24 protein-coding genes are annotated in these 21,425 nt (G+C 71.3%); 9 read left to right on the plus strand and 15 right to left on the minus strand.

Annotated elements, in window-relative coordinates:
- Positions 1–114: 114 nt before the first annotated feature.
- Positions 115–666, minus strand: coding sequence for a Uma2 family endonuclease (locus tag ACYQ1K_RS13025; protein ID WP_459983421.1), 552 nt, complete (start codon positions 664–666; stop codon positions 115–117).
- Positions 667–809: 143 nt separating this feature from the next.
- Between ACYQ1K_RS13025 and ACYQ1K_RS13030 the strand changes: the two genes are divergently transcribed.
- The 3 genes from ACYQ1K_RS13030 to ACYQ1K_RS13040 are packed head-to-tail and all read left to right on the plus strand — an operon-like array spanning position 810 to position 3,242.
- Positions 810–1,379 (plus strand): DinB family protein, encoded by a 570-nt coding sequence (locus tag ACYQ1K_RS13030; protein WP_459983422.1) that lies wholly within the window; start codon positions 810–812, stop codon positions 1,377–1,379.
- 58 nt (positions 1,380–1,437) lie between these two features.
- Positions 1,438–2,373 carry a 2,3,4,5-tetrahydropyridine-2,6-dicarboxylate N-succinyltransferase gene (dapD, locus tag ACYQ1K_RS13035; RefSeq protein ID WP_459983423.1) on the plus strand — a complete coding sequence of 312 codons (936 nt, stop codon included), beginning with the start codon at positions 1,438–1,440 and terminating at the stop codon, positions 2,371–2,373.
- Positions 2,374–2,408: 35 nt separating this feature from the next.
- A complete protein-coding gene (locus tag ACYQ1K_RS13040) occupies positions 2,409–3,242 on the plus strand; it encodes a hypothetical protein (RefSeq protein ID WP_459983424.1) in 834 nt (277 codons plus the stop codon).
- A gap of 13 nt (positions 3,243–3,255) precedes the next feature.
- Here the strand turns inward: ACYQ1K_RS13040 and ACYQ1K_RS13045 are convergent, their stop codons facing one another.
- From ACYQ1K_RS13045 to fdxA, 3 genes are all read right to left on the minus strand, one after another.
- Positions 3,256–3,708, minus strand: a complete 453-nt coding sequence (locus tag ACYQ1K_RS13045) for an aromatic ring-opening dioxygenase LigA (RefSeq protein ID WP_459983425.1) — start codon at positions 3,706–3,708, stop codon at positions 3,256–3,258.
- A 67-nt stretch (positions 3,709–3,775) separates the two neighbouring features.
- Entirely contained in the window at positions 3,776–4,879 is a 1,104-nt protein-coding gene (gene dapC, locus ACYQ1K_RS13050; protein WP_459983426.1) for a succinyldiaminopimelate transaminase, read from the minus strand.
- Positions 4,880–4,883: 4 nt separating this feature from the next.
- Entirely contained in the window at positions 4,884–5,210 is a 327-nt protein-coding gene (gene fdxA / locus ACYQ1K_RS13055; protein ID WP_459983427.1) for a ferredoxin, read from the minus strand.
- A 57-nt stretch (positions 5,211–5,267) separates the two neighbouring features.
- On the opposite strand from fdxA, the gene ACYQ1K_RS13060 reads away from it, so the two are divergent.
- Positions 5,268–6,215, plus strand: coding sequence for a GNAT family N-acetyltransferase (locus ACYQ1K_RS13060; RefSeq protein WP_459983428.1), 948 nt, complete (start codon positions 5,268–5,270; stop codon positions 6,213–6,215).
- A gap of 1 nt (position 6,216) precedes the next feature.
- On the opposite strand, the gene ACYQ1K_RS13065 is transcribed toward ACYQ1K_RS13060, so the two are convergent.
- From ACYQ1K_RS13065 to ACYQ1K_RS13080, 4 genes are read right to left on the minus strand one after another with little or no spacing between them, the layout of a single operon-like run.
- Positions 6,217–8,004 (minus strand): VanW family protein, encoded by a 1,788-nt coding sequence (locus tag ACYQ1K_RS13065; RefSeq protein ID WP_459983429.1) that lies wholly within the window; start codon positions 8,002–8,004, stop codon positions 6,217–6,219.
- Between the two features lie 9 nt (positions 8,005–8,013).
- Positions 8,014–8,379 carry a DUF6113 family protein gene (locus ACYQ1K_RS13070; RefSeq protein ID WP_459983430.1) on the minus strand — a complete coding sequence of 122 codons (366 nt, stop codon included), beginning with the start codon at positions 8,377–8,379 and terminating at the stop codon, positions 8,014–8,016.
- Positions 8,380–8,386: 7 nt separating this feature from the next.
- Positions 8,387–9,307 carry an N-acetyl-1-D-myo-inositol-2-amino-2-deoxy-alpha-D-glucopyranoside deacetylase gene (gene mshB / locus ACYQ1K_RS13075; RefSeq protein ID WP_459983431.1) on the minus strand — a complete coding sequence of 307 codons (921 nt, stop codon included), beginning with the start codon at positions 9,305–9,307 and terminating at the stop codon, positions 8,387–8,389.
- Positions 9,308–9,316: 9 nt separating this feature from the next.
- Complete coding sequence (locus ACYQ1K_RS13080; RefSeq protein WP_459983432.1) at positions 9,317–10,021, minus strand: (deoxy)nucleoside triphosphate pyrophosphohydrolase; 705 nt, start codon at positions 10,019–10,021, stop codon at positions 9,317–9,319.
- Between the two features lie 41 nt (positions 10,022–10,062).
- On the opposite strand from ACYQ1K_RS13080, the gene ACYQ1K_RS13085 reads away from it, so the two are divergent.
- Positions 10,063–11,055, plus strand: a complete 993-nt coding sequence (locus ACYQ1K_RS13085; RefSeq protein WP_459983433.1) for a hypothetical protein — start codon at positions 10,063–10,065, stop codon at positions 11,053–11,055.
- Positions 11,056–11,075: 20 nt separating this feature from the next.
- Here the strand turns inward: ACYQ1K_RS13085 and ACYQ1K_RS13090 are convergent, their stop codons facing one another.
- Positions 11,076–11,885: a thioesterase family protein gene (locus ACYQ1K_RS13090; RefSeq protein ID WP_459983434.1), complete on the minus strand. Its 810-nt coding sequence runs from the start codon at positions 11,883–11,885 to the stop codon at positions 11,076–11,078.
- Between the two features lie 43 nt (positions 11,886–11,928).
- Here ACYQ1K_RS13090 and ACYQ1K_RS13095 point away from each other — a divergent pair, with 43 nt between their 5' ends.
- The 3 genes from ACYQ1K_RS13095 (at position 11,929) to ACYQ1K_RS13105 (ending at position 15,934) form a co-directional block, all read left to right on the plus strand.
- Positions 11,929–12,300, plus strand: a complete 372-nt coding sequence (locus ACYQ1K_RS13095; protein ID WP_459983435.1) for a YidH family protein — start codon at positions 11,929–11,931, stop codon at positions 12,298–12,300.
- A gap of 34 nt (positions 12,301–12,334) precedes the next feature.
- Positions 12,335–13,840 (plus strand): AtzH-like domain-containing protein, encoded by a 1,506-nt coding sequence (locus tag ACYQ1K_RS13100; RefSeq protein ID WP_459983436.1) that lies wholly within the window; start codon positions 12,335–12,337, stop codon positions 13,838–13,840.
- Between the two features lie 144 nt (positions 13,841–13,984).
- Positions 13,985–15,934 (plus strand): S53 family peptidase, encoded by a 1,950-nt coding sequence (locus ACYQ1K_RS13105; RefSeq protein WP_459983437.1) that lies wholly within the window; start codon positions 13,985–13,987, stop codon positions 15,932–15,934.
- An 85-nt stretch (positions 15,935–16,019) separates the two neighbouring features.
- On the opposite strand, the gene ACYQ1K_RS13110 is transcribed toward ACYQ1K_RS13105, so the two are convergent.
- Positions 16,020–16,565, minus strand: a complete 546-nt coding sequence (locus tag ACYQ1K_RS13110; protein ID WP_459983438.1) for a TetR/AcrR family transcriptional regulator — start codon at positions 16,563–16,565, stop codon at positions 16,020–16,022.
- A gap of 75 nt (positions 16,566–16,640) precedes the next feature.
- On the opposite strand from ACYQ1K_RS13110, the gene ACYQ1K_RS13115 reads away from it, so the two are divergent.
- A complete protein-coding gene (locus ACYQ1K_RS13115) occupies positions 16,641–16,976 on the plus strand; it encodes a DMT family transporter (protein ID WP_459983439.1) in 336 nt (111 codons plus the stop codon).
- Positions 16,977–17,025: 49 nt separating this feature from the next.
- Here the strand turns inward: ACYQ1K_RS13115 and ACYQ1K_RS13120 are convergent, their stop codons facing one another.
- The 5 genes from ACYQ1K_RS13120 to ACYQ1K_RS13140 all read right to left on the minus strand — a co-directional run bounded on the left by ACYQ1K_RS13120 (position 17,026) and on the right by ACYQ1K_RS13140 (position 21,282).
- Complete coding sequence (locus ACYQ1K_RS13120) at positions 17,026–18,690, minus strand: FAD-binding dehydrogenase (protein ID WP_459983440.1); 1,665 nt, start codon at positions 18,688–18,690, stop codon at positions 17,026–17,028.
- A gap of 32 nt (positions 18,691–18,722) precedes the next feature.
- Positions 18,723–19,139 (minus strand): globin domain-containing protein, encoded by a 417-nt coding sequence (locus tag ACYQ1K_RS13125; RefSeq protein ID WP_459983441.1) that lies wholly within the window; start codon positions 19,137–19,139, stop codon positions 18,723–18,725.
- Entirely contained in the window at positions 19,136–19,603 is a 468-nt protein-coding gene (gene rnhA / locus ACYQ1K_RS13130; protein WP_459983442.1) for a ribonuclease HI, read from the minus strand. Before rnhA ends, ACYQ1K_RS13125 begins: the two co-directional genes overlap by 4 nt.
- A gap of 104 nt (positions 19,604–19,707) precedes the next feature.
- Entirely contained in the window at positions 19,708–20,076 is a 369-nt protein-coding gene (locus tag ACYQ1K_RS13135; protein WP_459983443.1) for a hypothetical protein, read from the minus strand.
- 21 nt (positions 20,077–20,097) lie between these two features.
- Positions 20,098–21,282 carry a hypothetical protein gene (locus ACYQ1K_RS13140; RefSeq protein WP_459983444.1) on the minus strand — a complete coding sequence of 395 codons (1,185 nt, stop codon included), beginning with the start codon at positions 21,280–21,282 and terminating at the stop codon, positions 20,098–20,100.
- Positions 21,283–21,425: the final 143 nt, after the last annotated feature.

Genomic DNA, 21,425 nt, shown 5'->3' on the forward strand with positions numbered 1-21,425 from the left:
GCTGCGACCGTATCGAGACCATCGATCGGTTTCTTCCCGGGGCTCGCCGCTGATGACGGCTCGAGCGCCTGTGCCACCAGACTACGGCGTCACCCGAGGGTGCCGCCAACCGGTTCAGGCTCGCAGGATCCGGTGCAGGTCGAGCGGCACCGTCACGCCGGCGAGCTCGACCTCCGCAGTCGGGTGCTCATCGTCCAGCCGAACAACGAGGTCCCACTCCTCGTCGAGGAGGCGCCAGACGTCGACTGCGCGTAGGTCGGGGTCGACGACCCAGTATTGACCGACGCCTCCTGCGGCGTAGTCCATCGACTTGCGAATGGTGTCCTCGGAGCGGGTCGATGGTGAGAGGATCTCGACGACGAGCATCGGCGATGTCCGCACCCACCCGTCCGCTGGCCGCTCCGCGACAAGCATCAGGTCGGGCAACCGCACTCGGTTGCGCGGAAGCACGAGACAGACCTCGGGAACCACGTAGCAGTCCGGGAACACCGGCACGAGCAGCGCCGTGAGCTGTCCCTGCGCCGACCCATGATCGAAGAGGGGCGGCGCCATCAGAAACACGACCTCGCCGTCGACCCACTCGGCGCGGGGGCGGTCCGGCAGGCGGACATAGTCGTCCCAGGACATGCGCACCCGGCGCAGCGGCTCCTCACTCCTCGCCGACACTGATGCTCCTCGCGGGATCGACACATCAAGACTCCTTCCATTCTGGACCACGCAGCCGGGTCCAGCGAAGCAATCACGCGCCGCCGACACTTCGCCCTGAACTCGCTTGCGTCGTCCACCGGCGCACCGCTTGGCTGGACCCCATGAGCGGCGACTCCCCCACCGGCTTCTCCGGCAGCTGGCTCCCGGCCGACAAGGACCCGCGCTTCGACTCCCACCCCGTCGGCGAGCTCGCGACCTACCGCGACTACCTGCGCAACTACCGGCTCACCCTCGAGCTCAAGTGCGAGGATCTGACGCCCGAGCAGCTCGCGAGCCGGTCAGTCCCGCCCAGCACGCTCAGCCTCCTGGGACTGGTGCGACACATGGCCTACGTCGAGCACACCTGGTTCCAACGCGCCCTGCAGGCCAACCTCGACGAGCCGAGGCCCTTCACGGACCCCAGCGACCCCGACTTCGAGTTCAACGCGGTCACCGCGACCGAGGAGTGCGTCGACGAGGCCTTCGCGGAGTGGAGGCGTCAGATCGCCCGCGCCGAGGACTGGCTGCACGGCCAGAGTGACGAGTCCATGGGGACCGAGATGGTCTACAACAGCCGCGGCGAGACCACGACGGTGCGCGACATCCTCGTCCACATGATCGAGGAGTACGCCCGGCACTGCGGCCATGCGGACCTGCTGCGCGAGTGCGTCGACGGCCGCACAGGCCAGTGAGACCGCGCTTGCGCGGCGACATCAACCCCTCAGGGGAGGTCCTCTAGAATTCTCCGCCGTGACCTCTGCCGACAAGACCGCCTGGGGCTTCGGCCTGACGACGTACGCCGCCGACGAGACCGTGCTCGACGTGTGGTTCCCGAGCCCCGTGCTCGGCGAGCGTCCCGAGAACGCCTCCCCCGCCCCGGAGCTCAAGGCGCTCGAGGGCAGCGATGCTCTGCGTCGCGTCGAGAAGCGCGTCGAGCTGGTCGAGATCGACCTCGGTGCCGCTCCTGCGACGACCCAGGATGTCTGGCTCCGTCTGCACCTGCTCTCGCGCCGCCTCGTGCGCCCGCACGGACAGAATCTCGACGGGATCTTCGGCCTGCTCACCAACGTCGTGTGGACCTCGGAGGGTCCGTGCGCGGTGGAGGGCTTCGAGCTCACCCGTGCGAGGCTCAAGGCGGCCGGCCGGCCGGTCGCGGTCTACGGCGTCGACAAGTTCCCGCGGATGACCGACTACGTCCTCCCGTCCGGCGTGCGGATCGCCGACGCCGACCGCGTCCGCCTGGGCGCCCACCTGGCCGAGGGCACGACCGTCATGCACGAGGGCTTCGTGAACTTCAACGCCGGCACGCTCGGCGCGAGCATGGTCGAGGGCCGCATCTCCGGCGGCGTCGTGGTCGGCAACGGCTCCGACATCGGCGGCGGCGCGTCGATCATGGGAACGCTCTCCGGGGGCGGCAAGCAGGTGATCTCGGTCGGCGAGCGCTGCCTGCTCGGCGCCAACTCCGGCCTCGGCATCTCGCTCGGTGACGACTGCGTCGTCGAGGCGGGCCTCTACGTGACCGCCGGCACCAAGGTGGTCATGCAGGACGGCAGCACGCGCAAGGCGATGGAGCTCTCCGGCGCCTCGAACGTCCTCTTCCGCCGCAACAGCACGACCGGTGCCGTCGAGGCCGTGCCGTGGCACGGGGAGGGCATCGTCCTCAACGAGGCGCTCCACGCGAACTGACGCCGGGCTCCGGGTCTCGAGACGAGGGGACACCGATGAGACGGCTCGCGGCGGCTGTGGTCGTCCTGGTGCTCCTCGGCGTGGCCGCGACCATCGGCTGGCGCCACCTCACCCATCAGGTGAAGACGCTGGTCCTCCCGGACGAGTGCGTGGCGAGGGTCGGCGACCTGCACGCCGACCTCGATACCGAGCAGGCTCAGAACGCCGCCCTCATCACGGCGATCGCCGTACGCCGCGGCCTTCCCGCCCGTGCCGCCACGATCGCCTTGGCCACCGCGTTCCAGGAGTCGAAGCTCTACAACCTCGACTACGGCGACCGGGACTCGGTCGGGCTCTTCCAACAGCGGCCCTCGCAGGGCTGGGGCACCTACCGGCAGATCAAGGACCCGGTCTACGCCACCGGCCGCTTCTACGACGCGCTGGTGCGGATCGGCGGCTACAAGAGCATGCGGATCACCGAGGCGGCCCAGCGGGTGCAGCGCAGCGGCTACCCCGAGGCGTACGCCGCCCACGAGCCCGCTGCCCGAGCGCTGGCGTCGGCCCTCACCGGGGAGTCGCCGCACGCGTTCGCGTGCCGCCTGGGCTCGGTCGGTGCCGGGCGTCCTGCGGTCGTGCGCAACGAGATCACCGGCGTCTTCGCGGACCTGGTGTCCCGGCCGGTGGTGAACGGGCGGACTCTCACGGTCGGCGTCCCGGGCCGTGCCACCGGCTGGGCGCTGGCGCAGTATCTCGTCGGGGAGGCGGGGCGCCTCGGCATCCGCCGCGTGTCCTACGCGGGCCGGGTCTGGTCAGGCGACACAATCTGGAAGACGGCCGACACCCACACGGCCGGCCGGGTCAAGATCGACCTCGCGGGCGCGAGGGCCTAGTGGTGCGTCTGCACTAGGCGGACGACGGCTCGGCCAGGTGTGCCGGAGCCTGGACGACCCCTGCAGGGCGCAGACCCCATGCGATCAGGATGAACACGATCCCGATCCCGATCGCCATCGCGGCCACGCCGAAGGCGACGACCGAGGTGAAGAGCGAGGCCCGCAGGAACGACGCCTGCATGGCGGTCTGACGGAGCGGGTCGTCCTGCGCGAGCTCCGCGTAGGTCTTGCCGCCGGTCGCCTCGAGCGCATGCTTCTTGATGACCTCTGCCTGGGCGTAGGCGGAGAACGGACCGTCCACGTCGTCGCCCGCGAGGAAGTCCGCGTCGCTGGACACGGTGATCTTCTCGTCGGCGAGCTGCACGTGGACCTCGTAGTAGGTCAGGCCTCCGGCGATGATCATCACCGCACCGATGATGCCGATGACCAGCGACAGGGTCCTCGTCGTGCCAGCATTCCGAGCCATGACGAGCACGCTAGGAGCCGCCTTTGCTCGCGCGACTCCCACAAAACGGGCGAGTGGACGCCCGCTCTCAGAGCGCGGTGAGCCGGGCGACGGCTGCGTCGACCCGCTCGTCGGTCGCGGTGAACGCGATCCGGACGTGGGAGCGGCCGGCCACGCCGTAGAACTCCCCCGGCGCAGCGAGGATGCCGCGCTCGGCGAGCCAGCCGACCGTCTTCCAGCAGTCCTCGCCGCGCGTGGCCCACAGGTAGAGGGAGGCCTCGGAGTGGTCGATCGCGAAGCCGGCCGCCTGCAGCGCCTCGCGCAGCTTGGCGCGTCGTGCGGCGTAGCGGGCGTGCTGCTCCCGGGCGTGCTCGTCGTCGTGGAGGGCGGCCACCATCGCCACCTGCTGCGGCCCCGGCATGATGAGGCCGAGGTTCTTGCGCACCGCGAGGAGCTCGCTGACCAGCCGCGGGTCGCCCGCGACGAACGAGCACCGGTAGCCGGCCAGGTTGGACCTCTTGGAGAGCGAGTGGACGCTGAGGATGCCCTCGAACGAGCCGCCGGAGACCGATGGATGCAGCACCGAGATGGGCTTCTCGCCCTCCCAGAAGCACTCGAGGTAGCACTCGTCGGAGACGAGGATCGTCCCGCGCTCGCGGCACCACTCGACGACCTTGCGCAGGTGCTCGACAGGGAGCACACGGCCCGTCGGGTTGGACGGGCTGTTGAGCCAGAGGAGCTTCGGCACCTGCGGCCCGAGGGCGGTCAGCGAGTCGGTGGCCACGCCGCGGGCGCGCACGAGCGCGGCGCCGACCTCGTACGTCGGGTAGGCGAGCTCGGGGTAGACGACGAGGTCGCCCTGGCCGACGCCCAGCTGGAGGGGCAGGGTCGCCACGAGCTCCTTCGAGCCGATCGTGGGGAGCACACCGTCAAGGCCGAGACCGACCACTCCGTGGCAGCGTGCCAGCCAGTCGATGGCCGCCTGGCGCGTCGACGGCAGCCCGATCGTGACCGGGTAGCCCGGCGCGTCGGACGCCTCGCGCAGCGCCGCTTGCACGACCTCAGGGGTGGGGTCGACCGGGGTGCCGACCGAGAGGTCGACGATCCCGTCCGCGTGCGCGCGCGCCGTCTCGGCGTACGTCGTCAGCTTGTCCCACGGGAAGTCGGGCAGGTGTGCCGAGACTTCCAGCACGGGCTCAGTGATCCTGGTTCTGCGGGGGCAGCGCGGCGATCGACGCCTCGTCCTTGTCGATGACGCCCATCTTGGCGGCGCCGCCCGGCGAGCCGAGGTCGTCGAAGAACTTCACGTTCGCGTCGTAGTAGCTCTTCCACTGCTCCGGCGTGTCGTCCTCGTAGAAGATCGCCTCGACGGGGCAGACCGGCTCACACGCACCGCAGTCGACGCACTCGTCGGGGTGGATGTAGAGCATCCGCTTGCCCTCGTAGATGCAGTCGACCGGACACTCGTCGACGCACGCGCGGTCCTTCACGTCGACACACGGCTGGGCGATGACGTAGGTCATCTGCGATCCTCCTGAGACACAAGGGACATCGATGCGGGGTCAGCCTAGTATCTGCCGGTGCCCGCTCATTCACTCGGTCCGGATGTCGTCGGGACGCGGGTCGTCGTGAGGCGCGTGCTGCCGGGTCAGACCGGCCCCACGGGCGGCCCCGCCTTCACCGATGTGCTGGGCGTCTGCAGGTCCTGGCAGGGCGGCGTCTGCGTCATCGAGCGCGACGACGGCGAGCGCATCACCATCCCGCTCGAGCTCATCGTCTCCGGCAAGCCGGTCCCGCCTCGCCCCGCGCCGAGGCTGCGCGTCTCGGTGCGTGATGCGGAGCTGCACACCGCAGCGCTGGTCGGCGTCGAGACGACCCCGGTCGGCGAGTGGCAGCTGCGCTACGAGCCGACCCCCGTCGGTCGCGTTCGCAACCGATTCAACTCCTGCTTGGGCATCGGCGACCCCGGCGTGACGCTCGCCGCCGCGGCTGAGCAGGTGCGCGACTTCTACCGCGCACGGGACCGCCCGCCACGGATCCAGGTGGAGTTGGGATCGCCCACGGAGGACGCCCTCCGGGCGCTCGGCTGGCAGTCCGTGCCCGACCGGGACTCGCACTTCCTGCTGGCGTCGCTGGCCCGCGTGCGCCGTGTCCTTGGCCCGGGCCCGAGCCCTGAAGGCGCCCTCCCCGCTGACGTCACCGCCGACGGTCCGCGGGTCACGGTGACGATCACGGCCGATGGTGACGTCGGGGGCGACGTCGGGGGTGACGTCGTGGCCCGCGGCGAGGCAGGCGTCGACCACGACTGGCTCGGCATCCACAACCTCGCCGTCGAGCCGGCGTACCGGCGCCGCGGCCTCGCCGGAGCAGCCCTGCGGGAGGCGCTCGCCTGGGGCGCCGAACAAGGCGCGACGACGGCCTGGCTGCACGTGCAGACCGACAACGACCCGGCCCTTGCGCTCTACGACCGGCTCGGCTTCGCGATCCACCACAGCTGCCGCTATCTGGAGGCTCCGCCCCCCGCCTAGCTCACCCCTTCGGCGGCTCGCAGGTCACCTCGTCCTGCGGGATGTAGTGCGTGTGGAACTTCTGCGTCTTCACCACCGCGGCGGAGCCCGGCTTGTGGAAGTAGCGCCACACGTCGATGTCGAACCCGGGGGCGCCGACGGTCGCCTCGCAGTTGGTGTCGTGGATGACTCGCTTCCTGAAGGGCCGCTGGTTGTACCGGGTGCCCGTCTTCGTCGTGATGTCCCAGGTCTTCGTCGACCACATCGAGACCGTCACCGAGCCCTGCGAGGAGGGGGTCGCGGGCTTGAAGGAGGTGTGGATGAGGACGCCGTACGGCGTGTCGTTCTTGAACCTCAGGTCGACCGAGCCCCAGGCGACCGTGGCCTCACGGCCGACCGGATAGCGTGAGATGTAGAGCGAGTGGGCCTTGTGCTCGACGTCCTGCAGCCCGGCGAAGAACATCGCGTTGTACGTCGTCGTGGCCATCTGGGACACGCCGCCGCCGAGGTCGGAGTAGAAGACGCCGTTCTGGATCGTCCAGCCGTCGGTGAAGCCGTTCTCCCGGGTGCGCTCCCCCACGGTGTCGTTGAGCGAGAAGGTGTCGCCGGGCTTCAGGATCGTGCCGTTGACGAGCTGCGCCGCACGACCGATGTTGGTGTTGCGGTAGGCCGCGTAGGGGAAGAACGTCGTGAAGCTGGAGACCTTGCGGGTGATCTTCCACGACTCTGCCTCGGCGGTGGGGACCTTCGGGTTCGCCACGGTCGCCGTCACGGCCTGCTGACGCTGTCCGGCCGGCTTGGTGAGCAGGCTGAGGAAGGCGCTGGCCACCTGCTGGGAGTCGAAGCTGACGCCCGGCTTGGCCGGGATCACCTTCGGCTTGCCGCCGACCAGCCGCACCGTCGCGTCGACGGGTGCGTCGGCGCGTTTGGCGATCGCCGCGTTCACGAGTGCGTCGAGTGCGGCGGTGTCCAACCTCGGCTGCAACGCGCCGCCCTTCGCGATCATGGCGATCACCGGGCCGAACTGGGTGGGTCGCAGCACGACCGGCGACTTGTCGAAGACGAGTGTCACCGGTCCCGACATCGCCGGGTTGGCGAAGGTGTCGACCGCCGACTGCACGTCGACATCGTCGATGTCGGGCGTGACCTGGCCGAGGGTCAGGTCGAGGCGACCGGAGGTGCCGGTGACAGCCGAGACCAGGCCGGCGCGCAGCGCGTCGGCGTCGAGCTCGGAGCCGACGACCGCGGCCGTGGTGTGCACGCCGTCCCGGCCCAAGGTGACCGTGCCGTCCTTCGCCCGCGTCCCGAGCTTGCCGTCGAGGGTCGACTTCGCCTTGGCGAAGGCGCTCTCGTCGACCTCCACCACCGGGTCGACGCGACCTCCGCCGGTGTAGTGGTTCCAGAGGTCGCGCGGATCCCAGCTGCGAGCCGAGCCGGCTTGGGCGACCGTCGCCCGGTAGTCGATGCTCACGCCGGCCCGGTCCGGCACGATCTCCGCGCTCCGTCCGTCGGCCGTGACCGTCACCGGATGGGTGACGCGCCTCGCCAACGCCTCGCGCAGCCGCCGCTGCGCCGCGTCGGGCCTGAGGCCGCCGACCGGCACGCCGGCGACAGTCGTGCCGTTGGGCAGCTTGTCGCCGGCGAACGCGTAGGCGCCCGCCCATGCGCCGCCCACGAGCAGTGCGAGCACCACGATCACGGCCAGCACGACGCCGAAGCCGGCACGCTCGCGTCTCACCTTGCCGGTGCCGCCGACAGCGGGCCGCTCGGCGGTGTCGTCCGGCAGGGACCGCCGCTCCTGGGTGCTCACGGCGCGAGCCTATGCGCTGTCTCCAGCCCTGGCGTGCAGCCGCGGCGTCGTCGTGGTCCCGGACCGCCGTCGCGGCGGGTTGGTCGTGACGGCGAGCACCAGCACGACGAGACCGAGCGCCAGGAACGTGTAGCCGACCGGGTCGGACCCGACGGCGAAGTCACCTTCGGGTCGCGCGAGGAGGAAGTACGTCGACGCGGCGACCCAGCCGGCGGCGTACGCGATCCGCGGCACGCCGCGTGCGACGGCCAGCTCGGTGACGAGCGTCGCGACCGCTGCCAGCCCGAGCGCCCACCAGCGGCCGTGCACCCAGACGGCGCAGAGCCCCACGAGCGCGCCGAGCAGGAGCAGCCCGCACCAGGCCCCCACCCTCACCGAGGACTCACAGGCCGGCGAAGAGGTCGGTCTCGAGACCGTCCGCCCCGACCGGCCCGCGCTCGCCCTTGGCGATCCGGAAGAACTCCACGCCCCACACCTGGCTGCCCACGTTGTTCGAGAGCGCGAAGAACGGACCGTCGGTGGTGATCTGGGTGGCATGGGCGCGCATCGCGTCCATCTTCTGCTCCACGTGGTCTGCTGCGTCGACGACGGCAGCGAGATCGGCGTCGGCAGAGGCCATCGGAAGCGGACCGTCCGGGTCCATGCCCTCGAACGTCGTCGCGTCGCCGGCCTCCCGCAGGCGCCGGAGCCCTTCGCGCAGTCGGCTCTCCGACATCGCGGTCCAGTAGATCTTCGGGATGTCCCACGGCTCGCCGAGCCCGCCGTCCTCGGTCGACCCGGCGCGGTAGGACGGCACGGCAGCCAGCGCGGCGGCGTACGTCGCCACACGGTGAGCCTGGATGTGGTCAGGGTGGCCGTAGTGGCCGAACTGGTCGTAGGTGACCAGGACCTGCGGCCGCACCTCGCGGATGATCTCGACCAGGTGGTCGGCCGCCTGGGTGAGATCGGCACGCCAGAACGCGTTCTCGTGGACGTCGTCGGCCGCGATGGCGTAGCCGTCCTCGTGCCACTGCATCCCGGAGTCGCGGTAGGTGCCGAAGCCGCCCAGGTAGCGATGGTCCGTCACGCCGAGCACCTTCATCGCTTCCGCGAGCTCCTCGCGACGGTGCTCGCCGAGGCGGTCCTCGCGGTCGGCGGCCAGGTGCTCCAGCTCCGGGACGAGGATCTCGCCCATCTCCCCGGCCGTGCAGGTCACCAGCGTGACGCCCCGGCCCTCGGCGACGTACTTCGCCATCGTGGCGCCGGTGGCGATGGTCTCGTCGTCAGGGTGGGCGTGGACCAGGAGGAGTCGCTCGTCAGGCACGCGCCCAGACTACTGAGGCGGCCGCTTGAACCGCTCGGGAGCCGCCGGGAGATCGGGCCGAGGGTGGTCGGCGGGGCCGGTGATCTCGATGTCCCCGAGGTCGAGCCAGCCCTCGTGCTCGTCGGCGAGCAGCTCCATGACCAGCTCGGGTGCGTCGCTCAGGACAGCCCACGGGTGGTCCTCGTCGTCGTCCTCGCCCTGATAGCGCTCGCGCACGACCTCGGCGTCCCAGCCGTCGGCGCGCAGGCGGCCGGCGACGGTCGTCGCCCCGGCCTCGTCGAAGAAGATCGCTCGCAGTCGCCGGTCGAGCTGCGCCAGGAGTGCGTCGATCTCGGGTAGGAACGGCCGGTCGGCCTCCAGCCAGTCCACCTCGTCCAGCTCGTCGGCGGCGAGCCAGCGGACGGCGTCGTGGGCCGCCTCGTCCGCCACGGGCTCCGGCTCCCCTTCGAGCAGGCGCACCGTGGCGACCCGGAGCAGGAGGCTCTCGGTGATGGGAACGGTCGGCGTGAGCCATCCGGTCACCTCGACCGTGCATCCGAGCTCCTCGGCGACCTCGCGCACCACCGCCTCATCCGGTGTCTCGCCCGGCTCGACCTTGCCTCCCGGGAACTCCCACCCGCCGGCCGTCTCCGGCGGCATGGTGCGGCGCGCTGCGAGCACAGTCCCGGCACGCACGACGGCGGCGCCGACGACCAGCTGGTCGGTCTCCTCCATGACGGGTGACCTTAGCCGCCGAGCACGGCAGGATCGGGCAGGTGAGCCTGCAGCTGACCCGGACCGCCGAGAACGAGCCGGAGATCGACGCCCTGGCTGCCGCCTGTGCGGCGGACGGCGGCGGACGGGTCGGCCTGGCGCCGCTGCTGGCCGATCTGCCCCAGCGCCTGCGTCGCTCGCTCGCCCCAGGCCGAGCGGTGCATCGCGCGCTCGCCTGGGAGCGAGCCGACGCCGAGGACCCGACGTGGTTCCCACAAGGCGTGACGAACTCCTACCGCACCGACGTCACCCGCGAGGTGCTGATGGTGTCGTGGTACTCCACCGCTGGCCTCGGCGCTCGGATCTCCGTGCTCGACCTCGTCACCCGGTGCTACCGCCACGTCCTCCTGGTGACCCCGACCGCGTCAGGAGGCGTCGAGCCGGTGCGGGTGCACGCCGGAGGCATCGTCTGGCAAGGGCCCTTCCTTCACGTCGCCGCGACTGCCCAGGGGCTGCACACCTTCCGTCTCGACGACCTGCTCCTCGACCCGTCCGAGACCCATGGCCATCGCTACCTCCTACCTGTGCGGTCCTCCTACCGCGCCGACGCGCTCGACGGCGCCGAGCGCCTGCGCTATTCGTTCCTGTCGCTGGACCGCTCGGGGTCGGAAACCGCGCTGGTGGTCGGAGAGTACGGGTCGGCGAGGCAGACGCAGCGCCTCGCGCGGTTCGCCATCGACCCCATGACCGGTCTGCTCGCCGCCGGGGCGGACGGCGTGACCCGCCCGCTGCGCATCGACGAGTCCGGCCAGGCCCGGATGCAGGGTGTCTCGGTCGTGGACGGTCGCTATTACGTCACCGTCTCGCACGGTCGGTGGGGCCTGGGATCGGTGATGACGGGTCTGCCCGGCTCGTTCCGCCAGCACCGCTGGGCGACGCCGATGGGACCGGAGGACCTCTGCTACCACGCCCCGTCCGGGCTGTTCTGGTCCGTCAGCGAGCATCCCGGGCGGCGCTGGGTCTTCGCCATGGAGCGGTCGGCGTTCAGCCTGTAGGCCGGCCGCCTGCCGACACCTCAGCCGCGGGGCAGCCGGGCGAGCTGCCGACTCTGGGCGACCAGGCGGCCGGCGGAGTCCCAGACCTCGCAGTCCTCCTCGAACATCCCGCCGGCCACGTTGCGCGTGGCGTGACGCACCTTCAGCCAGCCCGGCGCCGGCACGGCTCGAATGTGGGCGGTGAGCTCGAGGGTCGGCGCCCAGCCCGGTCGACCGAGGTCGAAGGTCACCGGCGGGAGCAGGTCGACGACGCTCAACAGGCTGATCGGGTCGGGCTCGCGCCCGTCCTTCAGCCGGAACCAGGCACTGATCACGCCCTGGCCGGACGGCCGCCCGACGGCCCATCCGACGTGGTCCGGGTGGAACAGCATCTCGAAGCGGTCCATCATCGGTGCGATCCGCCGGATGTCCTCCGGCGCCAGGGAGTTGGGCACACAGCGCTCACGCGGGGGCAGGTCCGGCTCCTCGGCGGTCGTCTCGACATCGGTCGGGAGGGCGCGCAGGTCGCCGTACGTCGCCAGGGCGGTGATCCGGATCTCGTCGCCCTGCCACAGGTCGGCGGCGACGGTCGCCACCGAGGCGCCCTCGCGCTTGACGTCGGTCGTGACGCGGGCCGGTCCCGGCACACTCGCGCTGAGGTAGTAGGCGCTCACCGAGATCGGGTCGGGCTTGGTCGGGACAGCCGCACGGATGGCGTTGCCGAGCGTTGCGAGCAGGTAGCCCCCGTTGACGCCGCCGCCGACCACCCAGCCGCCGTCGAGCTCCACGTCGTAGTCGCCGGACGCCACCTGCGCGACAGCGATGTGGGCGTCGTACTCGCTGGTAACCATGGCTCGCAACCTACCGGCCACCCCGATCCGCCATGCTGCGGGTATGCAGGATGACCGGTCCCATCGCCGACCGCACCACGTCTACGACGTCGGGCAGGAGCCGGACCCTCGCTTCAGCCTCGCCAACGAGCGGACGTTCCTCGCCTGGGTGCGAACGTCCCTGGCCATCGTCGCGGGAGCCGTCGCCCTGCACTCGCTCAAGGTCCCCGAGACCGTGTGGGTGCGCAAGGCGCTCGTCGTCCTGCTCCTCGCGCTGGCCTCCGTCGTCGCCCTGACCGCCTCGGCGAGGTGGGCGCGCACGGAGCGTGCGATGCGCCTTCGCGAGCCGCTCCCGGGGTTCGGGTTCACCGGCCTGTTCGCCGGCGGCATCGTGCTCACCGCCGTCGTGCTTGCCGTCGCGTTCGCGGTGCTCTGAGGCCGCACACGCCGCCGTTACGTAGGGTCAGGCCATGACCGCGCGGAACCCGCAGCCTCCGGCCGGCCTCGTCGAGGCGTTCCGCGCCTACGAGCAGGCGCTCGCTGCCGGCGACGCCGGTGTCCTCGCGCGCCTCTTCGCGCCGGCTGAGACCACGCTTCGCGGCGACGCCGACGGGCTCCTCGTCGGACAAGACGCGATCGCACACTCCCTGAGCGGCGCCGGCGCGCAGCGTCGGCTCGTCCAGACCCACGTCCAGACCATCGACGACGACCACGCCCTCGTCGTCGCGGTGACCGAGCACGCGCCCGGAGGTCGCGGGCAGCAGACGCAGCTGTGGGCCCGGCTCGACGACGGCTGGCGGATCACCGCAGCCCATGTGTCGGATCCCTCCCCGGCGATCGACCGCCGCATCTGGCGGATCGTCGGCGATCCGCTCGTGCCGGGCAGCGATCCGGACGGGCCGTTGGCCGGGGAGACCGTCGCCGTCAAGGACCTCTTCGCTCTGGCCGGACAGCGGATCGGCGCCGGCAACCCGGAGTGGCTGCGGCACGCTCCGGTGGAGACCGAGCACGCGGCCGCCGTCGGGCTGCTGCTCGAGGCCGGCGCGGAGATCCGCGGGATCGCGCAGACCGTCGAGCTCGGGTTCGGCCTGACCGGCACCAACCCCCATCACGGCACACCGCCCAATCCCCGCGCGCCGCACCGCGTCCCCGGCGGGTCCAGCAGCGGCTCGGCCAGCGCGGTCAGTCTCGGCCAGGCCAGCATCGGACTGGGGACGGACACCGCCGGCTCGATCCGCGTGCCGGCGGCCTACCAAGGTCTCTTCGGTCTTCGGACGACGCACGGCGTGGTGTCCACCGCGGGGCTGCTCCCGCTCGCTCCGACCTACGACGCCGTCGGCTGGCTGACCCGCTCGGCCTTCACGCTGAGGGCAGTCGGAGACGTGCTCCTCCCCGACCGGGCTCCGGCAGCCACCGACACCCTGGTCGTCGTCCCGGAGCTGCTCGACCTCGCCGAGCCGGACGTCGCCTCCGCCGTGCGAGCCTGGCTGCCGCCGCTCGCCCGGGAGGAGCGGTGGCCGCTGCACCGGCTCGAGAGCTGGGCCGCCGCCTTCCGCCTCCACCAGGCCGCGCAGGCCTGGCAGCAGCACGGCGACTGGCTGCGCCCGCGTCTGGACACGCTCGGCGACGACGTGCGGGCACGGTTCGAGAGCGCGTCCCGCATCTCCCCCACACAGGCCGAGGAGGCCGCCCAGGCCGCTGAGCGGGCCGGCGCGGACATCCGCGAGCTGGTGGGCGACCGCGTCCTCGTGCTGCCCGGTGCGGCGTCCGTCGCGCCGCTCGTGGGCACGGACACGCAGGCGACGCGCGAGGCCACCGTGCGGATCACCTGCCTGGCCAGTCTCGGCGGCATGCCGGCCCTCAGCATCCCGCTCCGGACCGGGCAGGGGCTGCCGACTGCGGTGTGTCTCGTCGCTGCGCCCCACCGCGACCGCGACCTGCTCGACCTGGCGGGTCGGCTGGCCGACCACGCCTGAGAGGGGGGAATCGCGAACCCCTCTCCGCAACTTCTTCCGGCCTAGCACCCGGGGAGCAGAAAGTTCACCCTTTACCTCGACGGTTCATCGGCATACGTTGCATTTCCTGCATCGGGCAGGAATCAGATCCGGACGGGAGTTCACGTGACACGTCTGACTACGGCCGCGGCCTTCGCCACGGCCCTCGTTCTCGGGACCGGCACCACCTTGGTCACGACCACCGCCGCAGAGGCGGCCAGCAACCGAACGACACTGCCGGGAAGCGTCCCCAGCTGGGCGAACGCCTCCCACAAGGTGGGCGCCGTCGCCGGCTCGACAGCCGTCGACTTCCGCGTCTATCTGGGCCTGCGCGGCGGCGACGCCGCCCAGCAGCTCGCCCTCTCGGTCTCCACGCCGGGCAGCGCGAACTACGGGAAGTTCCTCACCCCCGCTCAGTTCCGTGCGCAGTTCTCACCCTCGACCGCCGACGTGAACGCGGTCAGGAAGTGGCTGACCGGCCAGGGCTTCAAGGTCACCGGCGTCCCAGCGAACCAGAAGTACGTCGAGGCCACCGGCACGGCCTCCCAGGCGGCCAGCGCGTTCTCCACGTCGTTCGCCGAGTACTCCGTGAACGGCAAGCAGGTCCGCAGCAACACCGCGCCGCTCTCCATCCCGAGCAGCCTGGGCAGCGTCGAGGCGGTCATCGGCCTCGATGAGTCCCAGACGCTCGCCGTCCCCCACAAGACGACCCCCGCACCGCCCGTCTTCCACAACGCCCGGCCGTGCTCGTCGTTCTGGGGTGAGAAGACGCCCCAGAACACGCCGACCCCGGACGGCACGGCGCTGCCCCCCGACTCGCCGCCCTTCGCGCCGTGCGGGTATGCCGGCGCTCAGCTTCAGGGCGCCTACGGCATGAGCGACGCGATCAAGACGGGCAACGACGGGACCGGGGTGACCGTCGCCGTCATCGACGCCTACGCCTCGCCGACGATCGAGTCCGACGTCGAGACCTACTCCGCGCGTCACGGACTGCCCTCGATCAAGGGCCACTTCCGCCAGATCGTCCCCCCGGGCACCTACAACCGGCCTGAGAACCGCAAGCAGGACCCGCAGGGCTGGGCCGGCGAGGAGACCCTCGACGTCGAGGCCGTGCACACCATGGCGCCCGGTGCCGACATCGTCTACCTCGGCGCTCCGAACAACTACCGCGACCTCGACGCCCTCATGAACCGCGTGGTCGACGAGCACGTGGCGGACATCGTCACGAACTCCTACGGGTACGGCGGCGAGGCACTGCCCACCGGCTACATCAAGCCCTCGCTCGACACTCAGGTCCAGGCCGCCCTCGAGGGCATCTCGCTGCTCTACTCCAGCGGTGACAACGGCGACGAGACCGGCGGTGTCGCCGGCGCGGCTCCGACCCCCGACTGGCCGGCGTCGAGCCCGCTGGTGACCGCCGTCGGCGGCACGGCGCTCGGCGTGGGCGCGGACAACAGCCGTGTCTTCGAGCTCGGCTGGGAGTCGGGGACGTCGACGCTGAAGAACGGTGCGTTCCCGGCGCCGACCTACCTCTACGGCTCCGGCGGCGGCACGAGCCGGCTGTTCGCGCAGCCGTCGTACCAGGCCGGGGTCGTCCCGTCGACGATCTCCCAGACGTACGGCGGCCGGGCGATGCGGGCGGTGCCGGACGTGAGCGCGCTGGGCGACCCGAACACGGGCATGCTCATCGGCGAGACCCAGTCGTTCCCCGACGGCTCGCAGGCCTACGACGAGTACCGCATCGGCGGGACGAGCCTCGCCTCGCCGCTCTACGCCGGCATGCTGGCCCTCGCGGCTCAGCGCGCCGGGCACTCGTTCGGGCTGGCCAACCCGGTGCTCTACGCGGCGCGCGCGGCCTCGGTCGACATCACGAAGGCCGACCGCGCGACCTACCCGGGCACCGTGCGGGTCAACTACGTCAACGGCATCGACGCCAGCGCTGGCTACGCCTACATCCTGCGCACCTTCGACCAGGACGAGCAGCTGACGATCCACGTCCGGGACGGCTATGACGACGTCACCGGCGTGGGCTCACCGAACGGCGAGACCTGGCTCCAGGCGGTCGCCGGCAAGTAGTCGACACCCAGATGACGCGCCCACCAGGGTCCTCCTGGTGGGCGCGTCGCGCTGTTGCGCCGTGATGAGGCGACGGTGACCCGGCTCAGGCCAGCGCCGCCGCGGCAGAGGCGAGATCGTCGACGCCCTGGGCCAGCTCCTCGGGCCGGTCGGTCGCCAGGTCGAGCTGGAAGCCGAACAGGCTCGAGTCCACCAGCGTCACGATGCGCTGCGCCCGCTCGGGAGCCGCCCCGCACCGGACGAAGTAGCCGCGAAGCGCGCGCACCCAACGCTGGTTCGCCGCTCGGACCACGCTGCGGTAGGGCTCCTGGCCGATGAGGCCCGTCGCCGCCGCCTGGAGGTAGACGTCCTGGCAGCCGTGCAGCGGCGGCTGCTGGTAGGCCTCCCACAGCCGAAGGACGGCTGCCCGCACGCCGGGGGCCGGCGGCAGTCGGTCGATCGCGCCGATGGCCCGGTCCTCGGTGCGGGTCACGACCGCGGTCACCAGCTCGTCGCGGCTGCCGAAGTGGTAGAGCAGCATCCGGTCGCTCGTGCCGATCGCGGCGGCGACGGGGCGCAGGGTGAGGCCGATGAGGCCGTTCTCCAGCACGTGGTCGGTGACCAGGTCGAGGAGCTCGTCGCGGCGGGACACGGACACATTGTGCACCCCGACGTAGCGAGTGCTACATTAAGGCGTGTAGCACTCGCTACGTCCCGCCTTCTGGAGATGATCATGTACGCCGTCCTGCTCCTGCTCAGTGCGATCGGGCTCGAAGTGGGCGCCACCGCCTCACTCCCCCGCACGCGGGGGTTCCACGACCCGACCTGGTCGCTCGCCGTCGTCGCCGGCTATGCGATCTCGATCTGGCTGCTGTCGTTGGTGGTGAGGACGCTGCCCGTCTCGATTGCCTACGCGATCTGGTCGGGCGTCGGCACGGCGGTCGTCGCCGCCATCGGCTGCCTGTGGCTCGGCGAGTCCATGAGCTGGCTCAAGGTGGTCTGCCTCGGCATGATCGTGGCCGGCGTGGTCGGCCTCAACCTGGCCGGCGGTGCTCACGCCTGACCGCGGCGCACGCCTGGACGCGGCGCACGCCTGACCGCCCCGAGCGCGCTCAGAGCGCGGCAGCCGCCGCGCGGCCGGCGACCCGCCCGGAGAAGAGACAGCCCCCGAGGAACGTCCCCTCGAGCGCGTTGTAGCCCATCATCCCGCCCCCGCCGAACCCACTGACCTCGCCGGCGGCGTACAGCCCCGGCAGCGGTGTGCCCGCGCTGGTCAGGCAGCGACCGGACAGGTCGGTCTCCAGGCCGCCGAGTGTCTTGCGCGACAGGATGTGCAGCTTCACCGCGATCAGCGGTCCGGCCTTCGGGTCGAGGATCCGGTGCGGCTTCGCGATGCGCGAGAACCTGTCCCCCCGGTAGTTCCGCGCCGCGTAGACAGCGGTGAGCTGGGCGTCCTTGGTGTAGCGGTTCGCGACCTCGCGGTCGCGCCGCACGATGACGTCGCGTAGCGCCGCCTCGTCGATCCTCGGTCCGGCGGGGTCGACGTCGGCCAGCCGGTTCATCCCGGCGATCAGCTCAGTGAGGCCCTCGGCCACGACGAAGTCAGCGCCGTGCTCCATGAACGCGTGCACCGGACCCGGTCCCTTGCGTGCGCGGTCGACCACGCCGCGCACCGATCTGCCCGTGATGTCGGGGTTCTGCTCTGAGCCCGACAGGGCGAACTCCTTGTCGATGATGGACTGCGTCAGCACGAACCACGAGTAGTCGTAGCCGGTGGCGCGCAGGTGCTTGAGCGTGCCGAGCGTGTCGAAGCCCGGGAAGTACGGCGCCGGGAGACGTCTCCCGGTCGCATCGAGCCAGAGGCTGCTCGGACCGGGAAGGATCCGGATGCCGTGGTTGGCCCAGATCGGGTCCCAGTTGCGGATCCCCTCCACGTAGTGCCACATCCGGTCGTCGTTGATGATCCGTGCTCCCGCGTCGCGGGTGATCTGGATCATCCGTCCGTCCACATGCGCGGGAACGCCGCTCACCATGCTCCTCGGGGGCTCGCCGAGCCGGGCCGGCCACGCCTTGCGCACGAGGTCGTGGTTGCCGCCGATGCCGCCGCTGGTGACGATCACCGCCTGCCCCCGCAGCTCGAAGTCGCCGACCTCGACCCGCGACGAGGCCCTCCCGCGCTCGATGGCGCTCGGCTCCAGCACCCTGCCCCGGACGCCGACCGCGGCGCCGTGCTCCACGAGGACCTCGTCGACGCGGTGCCGGAAGGCGAAGCGGATCCGGCCGGTCGCCGCATGCTCGCGCACCCGTCGCTCGAACGGCTCAACCACCCCAGGGCCGGTGCCCCACGTGAGGTGGAAGCGCGGGACCGAGTTGCCGTGCCCGTCAGCCCGACCGTCGCCGCGCTCGGCCCAGCCGACGATCGGGAACACCCGGTGGCCCATCTCGCGCAGCCACGCGCGCTTCTCGCCGGCGGCGAAGTCGACGTACGCCTCCGCCCAGCGGCGGGGCCACAGGTCCTCCTCGCGGTCGAACTGCGCGCTCCCCAGCCAGTCCTGCCAGGCCAGCTCGTGGGAGTCCTTGATGCCCATCCGGCGCTGCTCGGGGCTGCCGACGAAGAAGAGGCCGCCCAGGCTCCAGAACGCCTGCCCCCCGAGGCTCTGCTCCGGCTCCTGGTCGACCAGCACGACGCGCCGGCCGGCGTCGGCGGCCTCAGCCGCGGCCACGAGCCCTGCCAGTCCGTGTCCGACGACGACGATGTCCGCGGCCTCAGCGCTCATGGCTGTTGAGCGTAGCGGCGGGTCGCGTCAGGTCACGCGTAGTTGAACGGCAGCTCGTCCGGGACCTGCTCCGGGCTCTCGCCGTACGCACGCTGGTCCACTGTCGCCCTCCGGAAGTAGGCGCGGATCTCGTCGGCGGCCGGCTGCAGGATGCCGACGTCGCCGACCGCGCGGTCCCACAGCGCGAGGCACGCCTCGTCGAGCTCCTCGTGGACGCCGTTGCCGGCATGGAGCCGCTGCATGAACGACTCGTCCCCGTAGCCGGCCGTGTAGAGCGGCGGTCCGCCGAACGCCTCGGCCAGATAGGCGGCGAGCCGCTCGTCGTGATGCGGCATGGTCATGTGCTCGAAGGGATGCCCGGCCAACGGGTCGGCGGTGCACAGCTCGTGCCAGTGCCGGCACAGCTCGAGGATCGCGTCGAACCCGCCGGCCCGCTCATACAGCGTCACGGGACCATCATCCCCATCGCCTGCCGCATCCCTCGGGTCGCCAGTTGGTCGGCCAGCTCGTTGTCGGCGACGCCCGCGTGCCCCTTCACCCAGAACCACTGGACCTGGTGCCGGGCGCAGGCCTCCTCGAGGCGCAGCCAGAGGTCGGCGTTCTTGACCGGCTGCTTGGCGGCCGTCTTCCAGCCGTTGCGCTTCCAGCCGGCCAACCACGAGGTGATGCCGTTGCGGACGTAGGTGCTGTCGGTGAAGAGATGCACCGTCATCGGCCGGTTCAGCGCCTCGAGTGCCTCGATCGGCGCGGTGAGCTCCATCCGGTTGTTCGTCGTGGTGCCGGCCTCCCCGCCACACATCTCGCGGACGTGCTCGCCGTAGCGCAGGACCGCTCCCCAGCCGCCCGGCCCTGGGTTGGGCGTGCAGCCGCCGTCTGTGTGGATGACGACCGGCTCGGTCTCGGGCGCGCTCATCGGGCGACGCCGCCCGGGATCGTCGAGAACGGGAGAGCACGAGGAGTCACGGCGTCACCGTAGCCCGACGCCGGTCGGTCAGACGAGCGGGCCCGAGGAGCCCGCTACGCCGGGCGGAAGCGCAGTGCGGACCAGACGGGGTCTATCGCGACCTGCCGGACCGGCTGCACGCCGCGCTCGGCGGCGAGGACGGCGAGGACGTCCCTGGTGAGGTCGGTGCCGAGCTGTCTGTTCTTGGGGTAGGCGATCCAGACCAGACGGTCCTCCCGCGCGGCGGCGAGCGCGGGCGCCGCGACGTCGTCGAGGTCGGTCACGCGGACCGCGAACGCGACGACGGCATCTGCCGTCGCCGCGTCCGCCGGATCACTCACCACGAGGCAGTCCGGCCAGATCTCGAGGTCCACGCCGGCGGGCTGCCCGAGGACGACCACGGAGGTCGCAGGGCGGATCTGGAGCTTGCGCGCCACGGTCATCCGCCCACTATCCCTCGAACGTCAGCCCTCCTGGTGGCGCGACCAGGAGAACGGGCCGAAGCTGGTGTCGGTCGCAGCCTGGTGCCCGCCGGGAGTGACGACGAGCTTGAGGTACTCCAGCGGCACCGTACTTCCGTGGACGACGATCCGGTGGAAGTTCGGCACGTCGTAGGAGGGATGGCTGTTCCAGGCGTCGTAGGAGCAGACGCCGGCGTCGCCGGAGCACGGCGCGCCCTGCTGGAGCGGGTTGTCGGAGCGGTAGACGTGCGAGTCGCCCTCGAGGGCCAGCACCGGCTTGCCGAACGCCTGGGTGTGCTCGGCGAGGCTCTTCACGATCGGCTCGTACTGGCTCAGGTGCGTCACGGCCTTGCCGTCGAGGTCCCACATGTCGGCCTGCTGGACGAGCACCACGCCCTGCGCGTCCTCTGCCGAGGCGACGTCGAAGGCGTGGTCGAGCCAGCGCAGGTCAGCGGCTGTGCGCTGCTGGGTCTCGGCGGCCTGCTCGTCGCTGATCGTCGGTGCGCCGTACCAGGGGTCGGTGTCGTTGTTCGAGCCGCCGGGGATGTTCAGCGTGACGAAGACGAAGCCCTTCTGCTTCCAGATCACGTTCTCGACGTACTGGGCGTCCTCGGGGTGCGCCGGGTCGAACGCGGTGGCCTGGGAGACCGTCTGCAGGGAGCCGCTGCCCAGGGTGGCGCCCGGCTGGGGGAAGAAGATCGAGCGGACCAGGTCGAGGTTGGCCACGGGGTTGCCACCGGCGTAGTCGACCGGGTTGCCCTGGGCGTCCTTGACGTAGGTGATCTGCCCGGTGGTCTTGTTGTACGTGCCGCCGCCCTCGCCGGGCTTGTGGCAGTCGGTCCACTCGTTGTCACCGGGGGTGTAGACCATCGGGTCCGCGAAGTGGCTCCACAGGTCGGCGATCTGACGGTCATAGGCCTCGGTGCAGTACTGCTTGCCGGAGTGGATGTCGCCGACGTGCACGACCGTGCTCACGTCGGGGTCGGCGTTGACCGCGTCGATGAACGCCGGGGTGGCGTCGGTCTCCGAGGTGTCGGTCGGGTTCACGCCGTACGGCGCGTCGCCGTAGACGGCGTAGGTGAACGAGCCTTGGGTGCTCGTCTTGCCGCCCGGCGCGGCATGAGCTGCGAGGGGGACGATGATCATGGCGGCGCCGGCAGCGACGGCCGGAATGAGCGAGGTACGCACAGCACTCCTAGGTGAGTCGGGACGGTGCGACACTCTGGCGCCCACGGCCCTGCGCTGGTCGACCACGACATGAATCCCTGACGAATATCCGTGGCCCTCTTGGCCACGGTGGACATCCGCCCGCCGGCCGGAGACAGCGGTGG

The sequence above is a fragment of the Nocardioides sp. AN3 genome, from assembly GCF_054653495.1.